This is a genomic window from Glycomyces sp. MUSA5-2, from assembly GCF_037034145.1.
Taxonomy (GTDB): domain Bacteria; phylum Actinomycetota; class Actinomycetes; order Mycobacteriales; family Micromonosporaceae; genus Glycomyces; species Glycomyces artemisiae.
In genome coordinates, this window is record NZ_JBAGKG010000004.1 from 216,865 (window position 1) to 236,425 (window position 19,561).

Below are 19,561 nucleotides of genomic sequence, written 5' to 3' on the forward strand. Positions count from 1 at the left end.
CGCGGTCTCGAGTCCGGAATGCCGTCAGACCCCGCGCCGGGGTGCTGCGGACTGGCTGTCGCAGACGGGACAGCGGTCGCCGCCCAGTGCGGGGCGGCGACATCCCAGCACCGTGCACCATCCAGCGTCCCGGCACGCCTGGGCATGGCGCGCCATCGCCTCCGGCCAGCGCTCGGTCACGGTGGAGTCGGCGACGTTGGTCATGACCCGCCACACCAGTGCTTCCGATTGCACGGCGGTGCTGGTGCGATCGTCGCGGATATCGGATTCGGCGACGGCGCACAGGTACTCGACCCGCTCCAACACCCGCGGGCCCACGCGCAGGGCGTGACGCACGACCTCGGGCACTTCGACCTCGGCGTTGCCCGTGCCGCGCACTGACTGCGCCTGAACCTCGCGTATGACCGCTTCACTGGGACGGCCCTCGCTGAGAATGGCGGCAGCGGCCATGCGCGCCTCCCACTCGTCGATGAAGGAGGCGCGCGACTTCGCAGGGGCGGGCCGATAGGGCAGCCGACCTCGGAGCCAGAGCACGATGCCCGTTGCGATCAAGACGCCGCCAAGCAGCCCCAGGAGTACCGCGAGGATGCCGCTGGTGAACACGACGGCCGCCATGACCACGACGGCCCAGGTGAAAGGCCACCACCGGCCCAGCACGCCGAACGGACGACGAGCCAAGGCAGGCGGAACCAGGAACGGCCGCATCCCCTCGTTCATCCACGGATCGATGCCGCCCGGGGCCAGCCACGACGACGTCACCACGTGGTCGGGGCCCGGTCGGCGCTCGCGGACCACGTCCAGATAGTGCCCCTTCGCCACCTGCCACGGCTCGAACGCATCGAGGGCAATCATGATGTGCAAGAGCACCGAAGCGTCGCGATCCTTGCCGACCGCAGGCAGGTACATGCGGTGCTCGACCGGCCGTTCCGGAATCCGGTGGTCGATCCGGTATCGCTGCTCTTCACCCACCAGCCCATCCGATCACAGACCGTTCCGCGTGCGCGGGATTTCAGGTGCGTACACTACCTGGATCGCGGGCGAAGCCCCCAGCAGTCCGCTCATCAGCGGACAATTCCCGCGGGGCACCCTCAGACAGGTCCACGTCCAGGGTGAGCGGCATTCGGTCCCGAGTAGATTCGTACACCCGTTCCCCTGGGCTCGTGTCTCAGTAACGTCTGTGATCAGGGCTTTTGTGTGGTGGACAGTGTCCGTGTCGCAGCTATCCGTTCGCGCCGTTGCAGTCGATCGGCAGAAGGCGACGGTCGCCTGCGAAGTGATGGCGTCGCAGGCCGCGGACCGTTAATAGTCGTCGCCGTAGTCGTCCGCATAGTCGTCGCGGTAATCGTCGGCATAGTCGTCGTAGTCGTTGCGGTAGTCGTCGTAGCCGTCCGCGTAGTCGCTGTCGTAGTCGTACCCACCGTCGCCGTCGGAGTAGTAGTTGTCGTCGCCGTAGTCGTACTGGTTGTAGTCGTTGCGGTCGTAGTTGTAGTCGTTGCCGTCGGAGTAGTCGTCGTCGTAATCGTCGAGGTCGCGGTCCCAGTCGCCGCGGTCGCGGTCGTAGTCGTCGCGGTCGTAGTCGTCGTCATCGGCGTTGGCGGGCGCGCGGGACGTGGTCATTTCGAGTTTGAGGTCGAAGGAGCCGATGCGGTCGCGGCGGGTGTCGACGCTGCCCGCGCGAATGTCGGTGTGGCCGTTGGCGAGTTGCTCGTCCTTGTCGAGCACGGTGGGGTCGTAGTCATACAGGTGAGCCCCGAAGCCCATCGCCTGGCCAGATCCGAGCTCGACTGTGAACGACTCGGAGGGCTCGAAGTTGGCGTACTGGTCGTCGTACGCGCATGCTTTGAAGAAGTCGTCGTCGGAGGCTTCCCAGAAGGTGTGCCAGGTCCCAGCGGCGTCGCGGTAGGTCAGTTTCCCGTAGATCTCAAGGCAACGGTCGCCATCGTCGCCGAAGTCATCGATGGCCATGATGATGCTGTGCACGTAATACGACTGCGACGCCTCGATCGGCGCGGCGGCCTGGGCCGGTGCGGCGGCGAGCGATGCCGCTACAGCTACGGCCGCGGACACAAAGACGTGCTTGACTAGCATATTCCACTCCTATCGTGATGTTTCATGCCATATGGTTCCATGCGTCGCAGGAGCATGCGGGGACCGACACGGTCCATAAGAGGCAAACCGGGCCCGTTCACGGCGATGCCGGGCTCCCCTGGTCCAGCCACAAGCCCACAAGCCGAAGGTCGGTCAACTGGAACACAGACGAGGACACTCAGCCGCCCCGTTCACTCCGTCACGGACACCCCGAGAGGACAAGACTTCGACGACACAGCATCAGCAATCTGGGCCTCGTTGGCTACATCAAGGACATCTAATACTCAGCACAGGGGAACACCTGTTCCCCTTTGCCGTCTTCCTCATTGTGTCGCTGACGAGGCATGTTGTGTCGCGAATGGAGTCCGTGTCGCAAGGGTCGGCTCGGTCGGGGAAAGGGAGCTGGCGGTCGCGTGGTGGGCCCGGTCGCAGGGTGGGTGGATTCGGTCAATCGGGTGCCGCTGCCGTACAGGTGTCGTAGCCTCGGTGCGGATTCGCGTCCACAAAGCACCCGGTGTCCGGTCGTTCGGCCGTGCCCGGGACGATCCGCACGACATGGAGGAAGCAACACCATGGGCATTGCTCAGAAGACCACCGCGCGGGTGCTGGCCGCCTGCTCGGTCGCCGCCGTCGCCGCTGTCATGGTCGCCGGTCCGGCAGGCGCCGCCGGGCCCTCGTTCAACCCGGACTGGCGCATCAGCCACCCCGACGACATAGTGCTGCGCACCGCAGGCGAGGCCGAATACCGGACCGGCCCCCTGGAAGGGGCGTTCGCGATCGAGGGGATGCCCGGCATCCTGGACCAGGGCACCGGCGAGGCGAGCTTCCACCTGGAGACCGCCGACGACCCCGAGGCGGGCGGCCTGGGCGAGGTGCGCCTGAGCGGGACCGGGACGGCCTCGGTCGAGCGGGTCTCCTACCTGCCGCTGAAGTTCCGGCTCGTCGTCGAGACCGACCTGCGCATGAGCGTGGAGGAGCCGCCCGAGGCGTGGGGCGTCGGCGAGGGACCGGTGGAGCTGGCCTCGACCGAGCCGCTGCGCCTGACCGCCACCATCGGCAGCCTCGATCCCGACGAGTTCACGCTCACGCCGCGCGGCGAAGCGCACCTGGCGGTCGCGACCGAACAGGACCTGCCCCACGACGGCGGGATCATCGACACCCTCCTGTTCGATATCTTCTGCGCCGCAGGCTCATAGCACCACTGCGCTTCCGAGGACAGCGCCGCCCGCACCCCGCCGAGGGGCGCGGGCGGCGCGGCAATCACCGCATCGAGGACACCCCAAGCAAACCGCACCCCGACCAGAAAGCACCCGTGCCCCGGCCCCCTTCGGCTACATCAACGACACGAACCAAGAAGCCCTGGAGAACATGTGTCTCAAGAAGCTGATTCCGCGATCTTCTTCGGCCGGCTCCCTGGGGGTCGCGTTTGGGAATCGAAGGGCTTCTACGTCTGGGACTGCTGCACGGTGCGGGTCGGGCAGGTCCGCGACCGCGGGCGCTGGTACGTCGAACGCCTCGACCACCCGACCATCGGCCCCTACCGCGCCGAGCTTTACCGAACCGAAGACGAGGCACTTGCTGTCGCGCACCGGGTCATGGCGCAGGCAAAGAAAATCCTCGGAGGCAGAGAGTTCGTCGAGGTCGGCGACGATGCACCAGACTGAACCTACGCGAGCTTGGGACCATCTCCCCCGACTACAAGAAAACCGGGGCCGCCATCAGGCAAAGCCCCGGTTCAGAACGACTTCTAGCTACAGACCTTGATGCTCGCCGACAGCTCTATCCCGCCGTTGTTGTATACTGACTGGAGCGAGAATCCACTTGATGTGGAGTAAACACCGAGGTCATATGGGTGTGGGTTAGCGTCATAGCCCGCCCGGGCTACCGAAGCGGAGTTATACCTCCACTACCAGGTCAAACAAGACATCCAAGGCGTGACACGAACAAGTGTCACGCCTTCACTGTCCCTCCAGCCCCCTCCGTTCGCCCCGGCGCGGTCATCACCATCGCCGACGACGGGCCCGGCATCTCCGCACACCAGCGCGAGGCCATGAAGGAGCGCTTCACCCGCGGGGAGCACCCCCGCGCCGGGTCAGATCTCGGTCTGGCCCTGGCCGAACAACAGGCACCTCCACGGCGGCGATCTCCACCTCGACCGCTCCAGTGCCGGTGGCCTGCTCGCCGTCCTTACCCTCCCCGGTGGACAGAACTCGTAAAGCAGTCGCGAACGCGGCCATGAAGCCGGGACGCGTGAACCGATCACCTCGCCGAGTCCCGGCCGCCACCACGACCGTGGACGGCCGCCTGGGCGGTCACTATCGGAGATGCTCTCTCCGTTTCATGGTAGACTCGAAACGGAGAGATGATCTCCGAATATGAGGAGTGAGGGGCATGGGCGAGAAAGTCCTGGTGACCGGCGGTACCGGGTATGTAGGCGGGTGGGCGATCGTGGCGCTGCTGGAGCGCGGTTATGACGTGCGGACGACGGTGCGGTCGTCCGGCAAGGAGGCGGTGGTCCGGGCCGCGGTGGCGTCTGCGGTGGATCCTGGCGATCGACTGGGTTTCGCCCATGCCGACCTGCTGAAAGACGAGGGCTGGGACGCCGCGATGGACGGGATCGACTTCGTGCTGCACGTCGCCTCGCCGCTCGGGGACGAGCGCTCGCGGGATGCCGAGGCGCTGATCGTGCCCGCGCGCGACGGCGCGCTGCGGGTGCTGGGGGCGGCGGCCCGCGCTGGCGTGAAGCGTGTCGTGATGACCTCGGCGGCGAACGCGGCGAGCCCTGCGTCCTACGCCGTCGAGGGGGTGACGGATGAGACGCTGTGGACGGTCGACAGCCCTTCGCTGCCCGCGTATCGGCGGTCCAAGACGATCGCCGAGAAGGCGGCGTGGGACTACATGGCCGCGAACCCCGGCGCGACGGAGCTGACGACAGTCCTGCCTGGAGCAGTGCTCGGCCCCGTCCTGACCGCCGACAACGTCGGCACGGCCGCGATCGTGCAGAGGATGCTCCGCGGCACGATGCCCGGTGCGCCGCGGATCGGTCTCGAAGTCGTGGACGTGCGCGACCTGGTCGATCTGCACCTCCGTGCGATGACCTCGCCGGAGGCGGCCGGCCAGCGCTTCCTCGGCACCGGCCCGTTCATCTGGATGGGGGACATCGCCGAGGTGCTCCACGACCGGCTCGGCGACGCAGCCGCGAAGGTCTCCACTCGGGTGCTGCCGAATCTCGTGGTGCGGATCGCGTCGGTCTTCGACCCGTCGTTGCGGGCGATCACCATTTCGCTGGGGCGCCGGAACAGGCACAGCACAGCGAAGGCGGAGCAGGTGCTCGGCTGGGTGCCGCGTCCGGCCGAGGAGACCGTTGTGGACTGCGCCAGGAGCCTGATCGCCCACGGTGCGGCGTCGTGAGGATGCCGGGAGCTCGTGTTGCGGGCCGGTCCGTCCGGACCTGGTGGATGCCGGCCGCGGTCGGCATCGCGCCGCCGAGGGTCTCCGAGGAGGATGACAGGATCGCAGCATGAGCACCTCCGAGAGCAGACCGGCACGGCGCGATTCGGTGCGGAACCGGCAACGCCTCGTCGAGGCGGCACGCGAGGTCTTCGCCGAACGCGGCTTCGGTGCCACGCTCGATGACATCGCGCGCCATGCCGGCCTCGGCACCGGTACCGCCTACCGCCACTTTCCGAACAAGCAGGCCGTCGCCGCCGAAGTCCTGCGGGGCGCGACGGAGCAGATCGTCACCGATGCCCATGAGGCGCTCGAAGTCGCCGATCCCTGGGCCGGGCTCGTTCAGTTCTTCGAGTGCGTCGCAGCACGCCAGGCGGCCGATCGCGGTCTCTACGAGACCCTGACCGGACAAGGGGACTACGAGGCGCAGGCACAGATCTGGCCCCGCATCGTTGCGGCGGTGCGGCAGTTGTTCGACCGCGCTCACGAGGCCGGAGCCATCCGCGCGGACGCGGTCGCCGAGGACATCGCCGCGGTGTTCGCGCTGCTCGGGCCCGCGTATGCGATGGGGCGCACCGTGCATCCCGAGGTCTGGCGTCGCTACCTCGCGCTGCTGCTCGACGGACTCCGCGCGGAAGGGAAGACCTCCCTGCCGGGACCGCCGCCGACGGCCGCCGACATCCCCGCGCTCCTGGGTGCCGGGAAGCAGTTCTGATCGAAAGCCGCCCTGTCGCGCGACCGGCTAGGTGAGCGGTGGCGTCGGGCGGGTCCTGTGGTCTCGCCAGTCGCGCGGGGTCATGCCGTAGGCGGCGCGGAAGGCTCTGCTGAAGTGGGTGGCGTCGGCGAAGCCCCACTGGTGGGCGATCGAGGCGATGGTGCGGTGGCGTGCGTGGGGTTGGGCGAGTTCGCGTCGGCACGCTTCGAGTCGCTGGGTGCGGAGCCAGTCGCCGAGGCCGATGCCGGCCTTGCCGAGGATGTTGTACAGGTGGCGCACGGAGATGTGGTGGGCGGCGGCGACCCGGGCGGCGTTGAGGGTGTGGTCGCCCAGGTGCGATCGCAGGTATTCGAGGATGCGCAGTTCGAGCGTGGTCTGCATCGCCTCCTTGCCCAGCGCGGGGTCGGCCATGCTGGACAGCAGCGCCGCACGGACGAGGTCGATGGTCGGCTGGGCGAGCGCGGTCGCGACGGCGGGGGACCGCAGATCGGGGTTGTCGGCGAGCTGCCCGAGGTACGAGGCGGCGAGCCCGGCGACCGGGTTGCCGGGTCCGAGGGCGCGCGAGGCGACCTCGTGGAGGGCCGCTTCCGGCAGGGCGAGTTCGGTGAGGGGGATGCGGAAGAAGTGCGCGTCGAGCCCGTGGTCGAACATCAGCGTGTAGGGGCTGGTGGTGGTGTAGACGGCGAACTGGCCTCGCTCCAAGCGGGCGTACCGGCCGTGCTGGGACATCGCCGAAGCGCTGCGGCCCTGCACCGTGACGAACAGCTGCGGCTCGGTCGCGTCGCCGGCCAGGCGGGGACTTCTGGTCACAGTGGTCGCCATCGAGCGCACCGTCAGCACCTGGACGGGTCCGGCGTGTGAAAGGTTGAGGCCGACGTCGATGTCCCGGGGATCGTCGGGCAGGTCGATGTCCACCCGGACCACCTGACTGCCGACGGCCTCCCGGACGGCGCTCGCCCGCTCCGGTCCGGGTACGTCACGGGAGTTCCACACCGCGGTCATCGACGCACCTCGCAATCGTCCTCTCACGACTGAACCACGGCCCGAGGCACCAGCGCAAGCGGACTCCGGACACTGCGAGGCCCTGTGCAGCCGCGGCCCGAAGCCGTGCACGCTGAGCACATCCCGCGATCCAGGACCGTGCCCGGCCTGCGCCGCGGCGGCTTCGGCGCCCGCGCATCCGTGCCGGACGGGCAAGGCCCGTTGCATCCCTGAGCAGGACTTTCAGCCCTGATTCGACCTAGCGTTCAGGATGACGGAATCGACTATGGAGAAAGCGAAGACCGATGCCTCACCATGAGCACGACATCCCCCGGCACACGGTGGACCAGATCGAGCGGGCCAACAAGTCCGGTCGCACCCCGATCCTCTTCATCCACGGGCTGTGGCTGCTGCCGAGCAGTTGGGACCGCTGGGCGGCCCTGGCCGAGGAGGAGGGCTACGTCGCCCTCACCCCCGGATGGCCGGACGATCCCGAGACGGTCGACGAGGCCAACGAACACCCGGAAGTGTTCGCGGGCAAGACCGTCGGGCAGGTCGCCGACCACTACCACGAGATCATCGAGGCGCTCGACAGGAAACCCGCGCTCATCGGGCACTCGTTCGGCGGCCTTCTGGCGCAGATCCTCGCCGGGCGCGGCCTGTCCGCTGCGACGGTGGCCGTCGACGCCGCCCCGTTCCGCGGCGTGCTGCCGCTGCCGGTCTCGGCGCTGCGGGTCGCGTCGGTGGTGATCGCCAACCCGGCGAACTGGTGGCGGGCCGTGCCGCTGACGTTCGACCAGTTCCGGTACGGATTCGCCAACGCGGTCACCGAGGAGGAGGCCAAGGAGCTCTTCGCCGCCTTCGCCGTCCCGGCGCCGGGAGCGCCGCTGTTCCAAGCGGCCACGGCCAACGTGAACCCCTGGACCGAGGCCAAAGTGGACATCGAGAACCCCGAGCGCGGGCCGCTGCTGATCATCTCGGGCGAACGCGACAACACCGTCCCGCGGGCGATCACCGAAGCCGAATTCAAACGGCAGCAGCACAACCCGGGAATCACCGAGTTCACCGAGATTCCGGGCCGCGGCCACTCCCTGACCATCGACCACGGCTGGAGCGACGTCGCCGCGATCAGCTTCAACTTCATCCGACGCTTCACCGCCTGAGAGGACCTTCGCGATGCCCTTCATCACCACGGCAGACGACGTCCGGCTCTACTACAAGGACTGGGGTCCCCGCGACGGCAGACCCGTCACCTTCAGCCACGGTTGGCCCCTCCACAGCGACTCGTGGGAGGCGCAGATGCTGCACCTGGCCTCCCAGGGCTACCGCGTCATCGCCCACGACCGGCGCGGCCACGGTCGGTCCGCCCAGACCTGGGACGGCAACGACATGGACCACTACGCCGACGACCTCGCAGCCGTCATCGACGCACTCGACCTGCGGGAGGCGACCCTGATCGGGTTCTCCACCGGCGGCGGAGAAGTGGCCCGCTACATCGGCCGCCACGGCACCGGACGCGTCGCGCAGGCCGGCCTCATCTCGGCGGTACCGCCGCTGATGCTGCGCGGCCCCGGCAACCCCGACGGCGTGCCCGAGGAGGTCTTCGACGGACTGCGCTCCGCATCGCTCGCCGACCGCTCACAGCTGTACAAGGACCTCGCCGCCGGGCCGTTCTTCGGCGCGAACCGGCCCGGCGCGCACGTCTCCCAAGGCATGCAGGACGCGTTCTGGCTGGCCGGCATGGCCGCCGGCCACAAGGCCGCCTACGACTGCATCGCGGCGTTCTCCGAGACCGACCACACCGAGGACCTGCGACGCTTCGACGTGCCGACCCTGATCATCCACGGAGACGACGACCAGGTCGTGCCGATCGGCACCGCCGGGATCGCGTCGGCCGCGATCATCGCGGACGCGACCCTGACGGTGTACCCGGGCGCGCCCCACGGCATCACCGACACCCACAAAGCACGGCTCAACACCGACCTGCTGGAATTCGTCAACGGCTGGAAGCCCTGACCTCGCCAGCGCCCCATGATGCCTCCGAGACGGGACCGGCCGATCAGGCCCCGTCTCGGATGCAGTGGAGTGGACGGTCGTGGTCGACGGCGACGAGGTCGTCATCAGCGCGACCGCGCACTGCTCGGACAGGACGCGCATCGGCTTAAGGGAGGTCGCGGGCAGGATCCTCCCGGCGCTGTGACCACTCAAGCGCAGCAGGGTCTGACTGGTGGGCCGGATATAGGCCGTGAGCTGGGATGAGGTCGGTTTGAGGCGGGTGTGAGAGCGGTCGGCTCTTGACTTTCAGAGCCCGGCGAGTCTCGGACTCGCTTCGGGGATCTTTCCAGTGAACAGAACGGAGCGGCGTCATGCCCCAGTACTTCCTCACCGTCCCGCACGGGTCCGAAGAGGAGCCGACGATGGAGTCGATGCAGGATATCGATCCCGCTGAGCTGCAAGCGATGATGGACGCCGTTGGCGCGTTCAACAGCGGCCTTGAGAAGGCAGGGGCCTTCGTCTCCGCGGGCGGCCTCCAGCCGCCGTCGACGGCGGTCACCGTCGACGCCACCGGGGACGTGCCCGTGCGCGTGCCGGGGCCGTTCGTGACGGCGGCCGAGTACGTCGGCGGGTTCTGGATCATCGACGTCCCGGACCAGGAGCAGGCGCTGGGCTGGGCGGAGCAGGCCTCGGCCGCGCTGGGTTCGCGGATCGAGGTCCGGGCGCTGCAAGAGGCGCCCGAGTAGTCGTCAGGCGAGTGCCGATCATGAAGCACGCGAAGCTGCTCCCGCTCGGCGCCTGCCTGCTCGCGGCGGGCCTCGTGCTCGCCGCGTGCGGCGGGCAGAGCGGTGGCGGCAGCAGTGACGGCGGCATCGGGGACACCGCGGCCGCGACCGCCGACGAGACGTCCGCCCCTGTCGACTCCGGAGGCAGCGGCTCAGGCGTCGCGGCGTCCACACCGGTCGAGCAGGTCATCGTGGACCTGGTCGACGCGGTCAACGCCGGGGACGCCGCCGGAGCGATGGAATTCGTCTGCGAGGGTTCGGAGAGCGCGGTCCAGGCCGCGGTCGAGGAGCTGGCCGGGGACCCGCCCGGCCTGGTCGTGGAGGAGTTCGCCTCCGACGCGTCCGGTGGCGTCACCGCGACGGCCGCGGGCGCCGCCGGCGGCGGAGCGGTCGGCGCGAGCATCGGGGCGGCCGATATCAGCACGGGCCCTTGCATCGCGGCGGTCTTCGTCACGTGACGCACCGAGAGCCCTGAGACGAGACGAGGAGTGATCATGCTGTCCACACCCCCTGAGAGACGGAGCACCGGGATGATCCTGCGGACCTGGTCGGCGCGGGCCACCGAAGAGGGCGCCGACGCCTACCAGCGCTATTTCGAGGACGTGCTGCTCGCCGAGCTGGGTAGGCAGCCAGGCTTCCGCGGCGCCCACCTCGCCCTGGGCGGCGCCGCGGGCGATCCGGTCCGCGAGCTGGTCGTCCTGACGTTCTGGGAGTCGATCGAGGAGATCCGCTCGTTCGCGGGCGAGCGGTTCGACACGGCCGTGGTCGAACCCGAGGCGCAGGCGGTCCTGGTCGACTACGACCGGACCGTCGTCCACCGGGAGGTCCTGGCCGCGGGCGGCTTCTAGAAGCCCGCGCACGACATCGGCGGCCCGCCTCGATGAGGCGGGCCGCCGATCTGCGTCCGCGGGAACAGCGTCGCGGACGGGGAGTGCCCCCAAAGGCCGCGGCGTCGGCCCGCCGTCGGCAGCTGGAGCCGCCGGACGGTGTCAACCCACGACAGCCGCCCGCGGCCGGGCACTAGTAGTCGCGTCCTCGCATGGCGCACCTCCTCCCCTGCTCGGCGGACCCGCCCCGGGTTCGGGGCGGGAGTCTCGGTGCGGCAGATCCGGTGTCCCCGCTGTCGTCGCGCGCCTTCATGAGCGGACCGGTGCAGCAGGTTCGGGCGCTTCGTGGTCGACGCGGCCGAGCCGGGCGGCGATGCCGACGGTGAGCGCGGCGGCCGTCCCGACCGCGGCGCTGACCGCGATCGCCGAGGACGGAGGGAGGGCCTCGGCGAGCAGGCCGCCGAACAGGACCCCGAGGCCCTGCGCGGTCTGGAGGCCCGCCGAGGCGAACGCGATGGCGCGGGCCCGCATGTGGTCGGGGACCAGGCCGGTGAACGCGATCTGGGCGATCACCATGTAGGTGCCGAGGAACCCGGCGGCGGCCCACAGGGCGACCGTGGCCGGGACGCCGGGAGTGAGCGCGGTCGCCATGAGCGGCAGGCCCGTCGCCGCTGCGAGCGGGACGAGCAGCCGTCGTCGCCAACGGACCCCGGTTTTGGCGAAGGCGACCGCGCCCACGGCCATGCCGATCACGTCGCCGGCCATGAGGAAGCCCACGGCCTCCTCGCCGGCGCCGATCTCGGCCGCATAGGGGACCGCCAGCGCTTCGGGGACCACGAAGCAGCCGAAGATCCACATGAGTGAGGCGAGCCCGAGGAGCGTGCGGTCGCGCAGGACGTGCCGCACGCCCGCGAGCGCGAACCCGCCGCGCCCGGTCTCGTCGGAGGGCTCAGGGCGGTGCGGGCCGATGCCCCAGCGCAGCAGGCCCGCCGAGAGCGCGAACGTGCCCGCGTTGAGTGCGAGGACGAGGTGCGGGTCGCCGGTGGCGGCGACGAGGAGCCCGCCGACGGTGAACCCGGCGATCTGGGCGAGGCCGTCGGTCGCGGTGATGACGCTCATCCCGACCGCGAATCGGCCGTCGGGCAGGACCTGCGGGAGGGTCGCGTTGCGCGCGGCCGAGAACAGCGGCTGCGGGCAGGTCGCGAGGGTCACCAGGACCATGAGGACCGGCAGCGGCAACGAGGGCACGGCCATGAGGGCGATGACGACGGCGCGGATCAGGTCCACCGCGACCATGACGGTGCGGCGCGAGTAGCGGTCGGCGAGCCCGGCGAGCAGGGGCGCCGTCAGCAGCGGCGGGAGGAACGTGAGCGCGTAGACCAGGGCGGTCATCGCCGCCGAGGACGTCCGGTCGAACACCAGCAGCGCCAGCGCCACGCGGGCGAGCTGGTCGCCGATGCGCGACTGGGCCTGCGCCAGCCACAGGACCCGGAACTCGCCGCTCGCGAAGACCTCGCGGAACCCCGTCCTGCCGGGGCCTGTGCGCCTCTCGTGTCGCCGCCCGGGCGGGGCCGCGCCGGTACCGTTGCCGTTCATCGGGACCAATGGGACCCCCGGCGCGCGTCATCCGGCTCTCACGGGCGCCTCATGCCTGGTCCCGGCCGCTGTTCGCGACACTAGGGGGTACGTTGTACGCAGTTCGTGCTGCGGTCCTAGGCTTGGCGGACACCATGGACGATTCCCAAGACGAGCTCACGATCGGACTCCTGGGTCCGCTCGCGGTCCGCCGCGGCGGTGCGACCGTCGAAGTGACGGCGGGGCGGCTCCGTTCGCTGCTCGCGATCCTCGCGCTCACGCCGGGGCGCGTGGTGCCCTACGGGCGCCTGGGCGAGGCGATCTGGGACGACGGCGAGCCCGGCCACCTGCGGCGCACCCTCCAGACCTACGCGGGGCGTCTGCGCGACCTCATCGGCGCCGACCGGATCGGCGGCGGCCCGCACGGGCTGGTGCTCCACGCGTGCGACGACGACGTGGACGCCGCCCGGTTCGAGCGGCAGGCGCGGGCCGCGGGCGACCGCGCGCAGTTGGAGGCCGCGCTCGCGCTGTGGCGGGGCGAGGCGTTCGAGGACATCGGCTGCCACTGGCTCACCGGCACGGTCGCGCCGCGGCTGGAGGCGCTGCGGCTCGAAGCCGTCGAACGGCGCGTGGACCTCGACTTGGCCGAGGGCCGCCACGAGGCGGCGGTGGCCGAGCTGGAGCGGCTGGTCGCGCTCCACCCGTTGCGCGAGACGCTGTGGACGCGGCTGCTGGTGGCGCTCGACCGCAGCGGGCGCGGCGCCGAGGCCCTCGACCGGTTCGACGCGGCGAGGGCCGCGCTCGCGGACGCCCTCGGCGCGGACCCCGGGCCGGACCTGCGGCGGCTCCACGCCGACCTCCTCGCCGGGCGGGCCCTGTCGGCGCTCCCGCCGCGCACGCCGCCGCCGACCGTCCCCAGGCAGCTCCCCGCCGGCCCCGCGGTCTTCATCGGCCGCGACGACGCGCTGGACCGGCTCACCGGCTCCGACCGGCCGGTGCGCGTGCTCACCGGCACCGGCGGCGTCGGGAAGTCCACGACCGCGATCCACTGGGCGCACCGGATCGCGGGCGAGTACCCCGACGGGCAGCTGTACGCCGAGCTCCACGGGTTCAGCCCGCAGGCCGCCCCGACCGACCCCGCCGACGTGCTCGCCCGGTTCCTCCAGGCGCTCGGCGTGCCGCCCCGCGAGATCCCCGAGGGGCTCGACGCCCGCGCCGGGCTCTTCCGCACCGTCACCGCCGACCTGCGGATTCTGGTGGTCCTCGACAACGCGCGCGACACGGCCCAGGTGCGCCCGCTCATCCCCGGGACCGGCGGCGCCCTGACGCTCATCACCAGTCGGAATTCGCTGACGGGCCTGCTCGTCTCGCACCGCGCCGTCTCGGTCGGCCTGGCGACGATGGACGCCCGGGACTCGCACCGGCTGCTCGCCGCCCGCCTCGGCACCGCCGCGCTCGAACGCGAACCTGAAGCGGCGCAGGCGATCATCGACGCGTGCGCGGGACTGCCGCTGGCGCTCGCGGTCGCCTCCGCCCGCGCCGAGGCCGACCCCTCGCTGCCCCTCGCCGACCTCGCCCGCCATCTGCTCGGGCGCTACCGGCTCGACGCGCTCGACACCGGCGAGGCCGACACCGGTGTCCGCGCGATCCTGTCGTGGTCCTACCGGTCCGTCCGCCGCGACGCCGCGCGGCTGTTCCGCCTGACCACACTCGCCCCCGGTTCGTCCCTCGGCGTCGAGGCCGCCGCCAGCCTGATCGGACGGCCCGCCGCCGAGACGACCTGCCTCCTCAACGAGCTCGCGGCCACGCAGCTCGCCGCCGAGACCGCCCCGGGCCGGTACGACACGCACGACCTGCTGCGCGCGTACGCCGTCGAGCTGACCGAGCTGACGGACCCGCCCCGGCGCCGCGACGCCGCGCTGCGGCGGCTCGTCCTCCACCACATGCACACCGCGCACGCGGCGACGCTGCTGCTGGTCCCCGGGCGGCCCCCGATCGACCTGCCCGAGGCCGGGCCCGGCGTCACGCTCCCGGACCTGAAGACCTCCGCCGACGCGCAGCAGTGGTTCGACACCGAGACCGCCGCGATCCTCGCGCTGGTCCGGCGGTGCGCGGACCGCGGCTGGGACGACCTGCTGTGGCCGCTGGTGTGGACCGTCGGCGAGACCCTCCACCGCCGCAACCGGTGGCGCACCTGGATGGAGATCGAGGCGCTCGCCCTCGGTGCGGCCGAGCGGCTCGGGAACCGGCGCTGGCAGGCGGTCTCGCACCGCAAGATCGGGCGCGTCCACGGGCACCTCCACGAATTCGACGAGGCGCGCGCCCGCTTCGCGCTGGCGCTGGGCGTCTTCGAGGAGATCGGCGACGCGAACGGGGAGGCCGCGATCCTGAAGAACCGCGGCTACATCGACTACCTCCAGGGCCGCCACCGGGACGCGGCGGCGTGCAACGTCGCCGCGCTGGAGCGGTACGAGCGGCTCGGCGACCGCAACGGGCAGGCCGACTCGCTCAACAACATCGGCTGGAGCCTCGCCCAGGTCGGCGAGTACGACGCGGCCGAGCGGCGCTGCCGCGAGGCCCTGCGGCTGTACGGCGAGCTCGGCAACGGCGACGGCCTCGCCGTCTGCTGGGACAGCCTCGGCTACGTCTACGCCGCCCGCGGCGAGCACGCCGAGGCCGAGGACTGCTACGCGCGGGCCCTCGCGTTCTACGAAGGGCCCGAAGGCAACCGGTACCGGGCCGCCGACACCCTCGTGCACCTGGCCGAGAACCGCACCGCCATGGGCGACTCCGGCACGGCCCGCGGCCACTACCGGCGTGCCCTGGAGATCCTCGACCGACTCGGCCACCGCGACGCCGCCGAGGTCCGCGCCGCCCTGGACGCACTGCCCTGACGCGGCGGTGCCGACCGTCCAACCGCCGATCCATGGAGACCGACACCCCGATGATCGCGATCACGACCGCCCGACCCGAGGAATTCGCGGCCGCCGCCGCGGTCCTCGCGGACGCCTTCACCGACGATCCCGTCGCCCTCAGCATCCTTCCCGCCCAAGCGGACCGGCAGCGGAAGCTGACGCACTTGTTCACCGCGGTCCTGCGGTCCGGCCCGGGGCCGCGCGGTGCCGTGGACGTCGCCCGCCGGGAGGGCGACGAGCAGATCATCGGCGTCGCCGCCTGGGAGTCGCCCGAGGCGCGCCGCGGCGCGCTCACCCGGGAGCTCGCCCAGATGCCGCTGTTCCTCAAGGCGTTCGGCGCCGCCGGGATCCCCCGCGCGATGACCATGGAGCACCGCCTCCAGCGCCACCGCCCCGCCGAGCCGCACTGGTACCTGGCGGACATCGGCGTCGGTGCCGCGAAGCAGGGGCTCGGCGTCGGGTCGGCGCTGCTGCGGGCCCGCCTGGAGTACGTCGACCGCACCGGCTTGCCGTCCTATCTGGAGTCCTCCACTCCCGACAACCGACGCCTCTACGCGCGCTTCGGCTTCCGCGAAATCGCCCCCATCGACGGCATCCCGAACGCGTCGCCCGTCGCCATGCTCAGATAGCGCGGCCGACCGTCCGGACGGTCCGCGTTGCAACGATTCAGCGCTCGCACGCCGGAGGGCCGCCGTGTGGACGCATTGGGTAACCGTTTGCGGCGGATGCGCCATCGCCACCCGCTCCTAGCGCTGAGCCGCGATCGCTCACTTCCTGACGTCCCCGCCGGAGAAGCGCCGCAACGCCTCCAGGAAGGCTTCCTCTGAAGGCTTTGCCTCCCGAAGATCGCACATCTCGTATCCGCCGTCTCGGCTCGAATACCGCTCCTGCGGCATACCGGGAACGAAGCCGCTGTTCGGCTTCAGCACGGCCACCACCACACGCTCGGTGGAGTATTTGTGCACTATGGCGACATGGTCGACCTGATCCCAAGCGATTCGCCATTCACGCGGCCGTTCGTAGTTCCGTCGCACGACCATGCCGGCCTCGTTGAGCTCGACTCCGATCGTGTCGTCTGCGCTGTCGATCATCCGTGCTCCGAAGAGCATGCCCGCCAGAGCAATAACGGCCCCGATCGTGCTTTCCATATCACTTTCGGAGCTCTCCAGGCTCCAGAAGCCGAACACGGCGCTGGCGGCAATGATGCACCAGGCGACGACTTTGCCCGTCGTATCGGGGTGTCGCTTGAGCGTGAAGAACTCGACCGCTCCCCCGTCGCGATCAGCGTCCCCGCGTTCCCGCTGTGTGGTGTGTGCAAGGCGGTACTGACGAAAGGCGTAGTACGTGCCGGCCGCCGCAACGACGACCCCCGCGAGTTGGAGGCCGGTATCGAAGCTCATCGCCATGGGAACGACAGTAGCCGCCGTCGACCATCCGCCCGCGAGCTCTGGCGCGGATCCCGTTGAGGCCGTCGCGGTCTCGGTGCCTTCGCAGAGCGCCCTGCGTGCCGCGCTCGCGGCCGTGCCCCGCGGACGCCGACACCACCATCCGCACCCGGGCCTCCCATTCCCCCGCCGACTACACCACCCATACCGAGTTCTGGCCGAAGGGCAGCGGCTGAGCCGGGCCTGGCACCGGTCCGACCGTGCACGCTGAGGCGTGGGATCGGCGGGACTCATATGCCCGGCCCGGCGCTGGGTCGCCGGGCCGGGTCTTGAGCCGGGGTGGTGGTCACGCGTACGTGGTGAACTCCCGGTCCCAGTTCCATTGGCCGAAGTCCCAGTGGCCTGCGCGCCACTGGATGTTGTGGCCCTCGGGGAGGTCCTTGTTGCAGCTGGTCCAGTCTGCGGCGACGCCGAGCGTGTCGGTGCATCGGCCGACCCGGTTGCCGGAGAGGTCGCGCCATTCGATGGCGACCCGGTTGCCGTCCGCCTCCTTGTCCCTCACCCAGAAGATGTCGCCGGAAGGCTGGAAGCAGACCGACACCCAGGGGCTGTCGGTGGAGCATTCCTTGTCCTTTCCGGACATGGTCGTGTTCTTGGCGTAGTCGAGTTCCCAGGCCGCTGCGCCCACGTCTTCGGCGCTCGCGGTGGAGCCGCCGATCACGGCCAGTCCCGCGGTCGCCGTGACCACCAGGGCCAGCATGGTGAGCGCCCGCCTGCCGGACGCCTTGATTCGCTCGAACATCGCTTCCTCCGTTCCAATGCCGGTACGGCATTTGATGGGGATCGTTGGAGGACCACCGTCCCGCGGGGCCGCATCCGAACGGCATCCGTTCTGCACCCGTCCGGAAACGACTCCGTGAACCACCGCCGACCGGTGCGCGCAAAGTCCTTTATTCCTCATTGCATCTTGGTGAGTGTTTCGATGGCTTCGGCGGCTATTTGTCGTCAGACAAACAGTGAATTTTTCTCGACTTGGACGAGAGGCGCTACAGGCGGCGGCAGGTGCAGGCACGCGTCCCCACAGCAATTCCGAGAAGCGCTAATATTTATCCTCAGTCGCTCGAACATGCACACGAGATGCGATTCGAGCCCACCCCTGATTTCAGAACAATGAGGACATTCTGATGCTTAAGAAGACGCTTCTGGTCGTCGGCCTGGCCGTCGCCACCCTCGTTGCCACCGCGACCCCGGCCTCCGCCACAGAGTACTCGTCGGCCCTCAAGATCCGCGGCATCCAGTACAACGCGCCCGGCTCCGACGACAACCGCTGCGTGGGAGGGAACACCGCCGAGGAGTACGTGACCATCAAGAACTACTCCAAGACCGCGACGGTCAACCTCCGGGGCTACCTGGTGAAGGACGCCGCCGGCAACAAGTTCAAGTTCACCGCCGACCACTACCTCCAGCCCGGCGACTACGTCCGGCTCCGCGGCGGCAACGGCAGCGATTCGGACGGGAACAACGTCGTCTACCGGGACAACTGCAACTTCATCTGGAACAACACCGGCGACTCCATCTACCTCTACAAGCCGTCGGGCGCGAACGCGGACTCCCACTCCTACAAACCCTCGCGCGATGACGCCGACGGCAACGGCTACGTCACCTTCCACTGAGCTCCGCGGCGCGCACCCATGTGAGACACGCTCTTAGTGGCTAGCGAGGCCGGTGAGTTCAGTGAGGCGGCGGTGGGAGTCGAACAGGGCCTTGCGGTCGTAGGAGGTGGTTCCGATGAGGAGCTCGTCCGCACCGGTCGCTTCGACCAGGCGCGCCAGCCGAGGGGCGACCTCGTCGGGGGTCCCGTAGACCGCGCCCGCGAGCGCCTGTTCGAGATACGTGGACTCGCGGCGGGTCTTCGCGGCCGCCCGGATCTCCGCTGAGGGCCGCAGCGGCGGGAACTCGCCCTTGGTGCGGGACAGCGCGGTGGACCAGTACTCGGGGAGCAGCAGGTCCTCGGCCGCTTCGCGGGTCGCGGCGACGGCGACCGTCTGCGCCACGACCACGTACGGTTCAGATCGCCACGCGGAGGGTCGGAAACCGAGCCGGTAGTCGTCGATCTTGGCGCGTGTGGCCGCGAAGTCTTTCGAAGCGGCGATGACCAGGCCTACGCCGTGCCTGGCGGCGTACTCGCCGCCTGATCCCACCGCCAGGACGAAGGGTTCGGGGCGCAGCCCTTCGCCGGGCCGCGCGTGCACGCCCGGGTGGGACCGCTGTTCGCCGGTGAAATAGCCGAGGAGTTCGGTCAGGAGGTCGTCGAAGTCGTCGCCTTCGGCGAGGTCGTGGCCCAGTGCCGCGCGGACGGCCGGGATGAACCCGAGGGTGCGGCCCAGGCCCATGTCGATGCGTCCTTCGAACAGGGACTCCAGGACCCCGAACTGCTCGGCGACCACCAGCGGCCGGTGGTTGGGCAACATCACGCCGCCGGTGCCGACCCGAATGCGGCTGGTCGCTGCCGCGACCGCGGCTGCGAGCACTGTGGGCGCCGAACCGGCGATGCCGGGGACACTGTGGTGCTCGGTCACCCAGTAGCGGTGGAAGCCCAGTTCCTCGGCCTGCTTGGCGTGCCTCACCACCTCCCGCAGGGTCTCAGCAGCCGTCTCGCCTTCGGCGATCACGGCGCGATCGAGCAGTGAGAGCCGAAGTGGTTGCGGAGTCCTCATATGCCGCGCAACACCCGCGGGCTCGCGAATGTTTCTCTCTCGACACTGATCGTGCCCGGTCTCACCGGGCCGTCTGGGCCCGCAAGTGCCGGTCTCCAGGTCGTGGTGGAACGCTTCGAGCGCATGCG

18 protein-coding genes and 1 pseudogene are annotated in these 19,561 nt (G+C 70.1%); 12 read left to right on the forward strand and 7 right to left on the reverse strand.

Translation table 11 applies throughout. The features are described from left to right. Nucleotides 1-24 precede the first annotated feature (24 nt). Both WA640_RS14710 and WA640_RS14715 read right to left on the reverse strand, forming a co-directional pair. The gene (locus WA640_RS14710; RefSeq protein ID WP_335988584.1) at nt 25-969 is read right to left on the reverse strand and encodes a hypothetical protein; all 945 of its coding nucleotides are present in this window, start codon (nt 967-969) and stop codon (nt 25-27) included. A gap of 330 nt (nt 970-1,299) precedes the next feature. Continuing rightward, on the reverse strand, nt 1,300-2,088 hold the full coding sequence (locus WA640_RS14715; protein WP_335988585.1) for a hypothetical protein: 789 nt from the start codon (nt 2,086-2,088) through the stop codon (nt 1,300-1,302). Nucleotides 2,089-2,660: 572 nt separating this feature from the next. Here WA640_RS14715 and WA640_RS14720 point away from each other — a divergent pair. The 4 genes from WA640_RS14720 (at nt 2,661) to WA640_RS14735 (ending at nt 6,253) form a co-directional block, all read left to right on the forward strand. Then, nucleotides 2,661-3,284, forward strand: coding sequence for a hypothetical protein (locus WA640_RS14720; RefSeq protein WP_335988586.1), 624 nt, complete (start codon nt 2,661-2,663; stop codon nt 3,282-3,284). Between the two features lie 174 nt (nt 3,285-3,458). Further along, nucleotides 3,459-3,752 (forward strand): hypothetical protein, encoded by a 294-nt coding sequence (locus WA640_RS14725; protein WP_335988587.1) that lies wholly within the window; start codon nt 3,459-3,461, stop codon nt 3,750-3,752. A gap of 727 nt (nt 3,753-4,479) precedes the next feature. Next, nucleotides 4,480-5,499: an NAD-dependent epimerase/dehydratase family protein gene (locus tag WA640_RS14730; RefSeq protein WP_335988588.1), complete on the forward strand. Its 1,020-nt coding sequence runs from the start codon at nt 4,480-4,482 to the stop codon at nt 5,497-5,499. 109 nt (nt 5,500-5,608) lie between these two features. Further along, the gene (locus tag WA640_RS14735) at nt 5,609-6,253 is read left to right on the forward strand and encodes a TetR/AcrR family transcriptional regulator (protein ID WP_335988589.1); all 645 of its coding nucleotides are present in this window, start codon (nt 5,609-5,611) and stop codon (nt 6,251-6,253) included. 27 nt (nt 6,254-6,280) lie between these two features. Here the strand turns inward: WA640_RS14735 and WA640_RS14740 are convergent, their stop codons facing one another. Beyond that, nucleotides 6,281-7,255, reverse strand: coding sequence for a helix-turn-helix domain-containing protein (locus WA640_RS14740; protein WP_335988590.1), 975 nt, complete (start codon nt 7,253-7,255; stop codon nt 6,281-6,283). Between the two features lie 284 nt (nt 7,256-7,539). Between WA640_RS14740 and WA640_RS14745 the strand changes: the two genes are divergently transcribed. The 5 genes and pseudogenes from WA640_RS14745 to WA640_RS14765 all read left to right on the forward strand — a co-directional run bounded on the left by WA640_RS14745 (nt 7,540) and on the right by WA640_RS14765 (nt 10,862). Further along, complete coding sequence (locus tag WA640_RS14745) at nt 7,540-8,397, forward strand: alpha/beta hydrolase (protein WP_335988591.1); 858 nt, start codon at nt 7,540-7,542, stop codon at nt 8,395-8,397. Nucleotides 8,398-8,416: 19 nt separating this feature from the next. Beyond that, nucleotides 8,417-9,250: pseudogene (locus WA640_RS14750) on the forward strand (alpha/beta fold hydrolase); the annotation flags it as partial. 350 nt (nt 9,251-9,600) lie between these two features. After that, nucleotides 9,601-9,975: a YciI family protein gene (locus WA640_RS14755; protein ID WP_335988593.1), complete on the forward strand. Its 375-nt coding sequence runs from the start codon at nt 9,601-9,603 to the stop codon at nt 9,973-9,975. A 20-nt stretch (nt 9,976-9,995) separates the two neighbouring features. Beyond that, complete coding sequence (locus WA640_RS14760) at nt 9,996-10,472, forward strand: hypothetical protein (protein ID WP_335988594.1); 477 nt, start codon at nt 9,996-9,998, stop codon at nt 10,470-10,472. A 72-nt stretch (nt 10,473-10,544) separates the two neighbouring features. Further along, nucleotides 10,545-10,862: an antibiotic biosynthesis monooxygenase gene (locus tag WA640_RS14765; RefSeq protein ID WP_335988595.1), complete on the forward strand. Its 318-nt coding sequence runs from the start codon at nt 10,545-10,547 to the stop codon at nt 10,860-10,862. A gap of 288 nt (nt 10,863-11,150) precedes the next feature. Here WA640_RS14765 and WA640_RS14770 read toward each other — a convergent pair whose 3' ends face one another. Then, nucleotides 11,151-12,437, reverse strand: coding sequence for an MFS transporter (locus WA640_RS14770; RefSeq protein ID WP_335988596.1), 1,287 nt, complete (start codon nt 12,435-12,437; stop codon nt 11,151-11,153). Between the two features lie 134 nt (nt 12,438-12,571). On the opposite strand from WA640_RS14770, the gene WA640_RS14775 reads away from it, so the two are divergent. Both WA640_RS14775 and WA640_RS14780 read left to right on the forward strand, forming a co-directional pair. Continuing rightward, nucleotides 12,572-15,310, forward strand: a complete 2,739-nt coding sequence (locus WA640_RS14775; protein ID WP_335988598.1) for an AfsR/SARP family transcriptional regulator — start codon at nt 12,572-12,574, stop codon at nt 15,308-15,310. A gap of 32 nt (nt 15,311-15,342) precedes the next feature. Continuing rightward, on the forward strand, nt 15,343-15,960 hold the full coding sequence (locus tag WA640_RS14780) for a GNAT family N-acetyltransferase (protein WP_335988600.1): 618 nt from the start codon (nt 15,343-15,345) through the stop codon (nt 15,958-15,960). A gap of 138 nt (nt 15,961-16,098) precedes the next feature. Here the strand turns inward: WA640_RS14780 and WA640_RS14785 are convergent, their stop codons facing one another. Together WA640_RS14785 and WA640_RS14790 are read right to left on the reverse strand one after the other, a co-directional pair. Then, entirely contained in the window at nt 16,099-16,737 is a 639-nt protein-coding gene (locus WA640_RS14785; RefSeq protein WP_335988601.1) for a hypothetical protein, read from the reverse strand. Nucleotides 16,738-17,062: 325 nt separating this feature from the next. Continuing rightward, nucleotides 17,063-17,518: a hypothetical protein gene (locus tag WA640_RS14790; protein ID WP_335988602.1), complete on the reverse strand. Its 456-nt coding sequence runs from the start codon at nt 17,516-17,518 to the stop codon at nt 17,063-17,065. Between the two features lie 382 nt (nt 17,519-17,900). On the opposite strand from WA640_RS14790, the gene WA640_RS14795 reads away from it, so the two are divergent. After that, nucleotides 17,901-18,389: a lamin tail domain-containing protein gene (locus WA640_RS14795; RefSeq protein WP_335988604.1), complete on the forward strand. Its 489-nt coding sequence runs from the start codon at nt 17,901-17,903 to the stop codon at nt 18,387-18,389. Between the two features lie 33 nt (nt 18,390-18,422). On the opposite strand, the gene WA640_RS14800 is transcribed toward WA640_RS14795, so the two are convergent. After that, entirely contained in the window at nt 18,423-19,433 is a 1,011-nt protein-coding gene (locus WA640_RS14800; protein WP_335988605.1) for an MsnO8 family LLM class oxidoreductase, read from the reverse strand. Between the last annotated feature and the right edge of the window lie 128 nt (nt 19,434-19,561).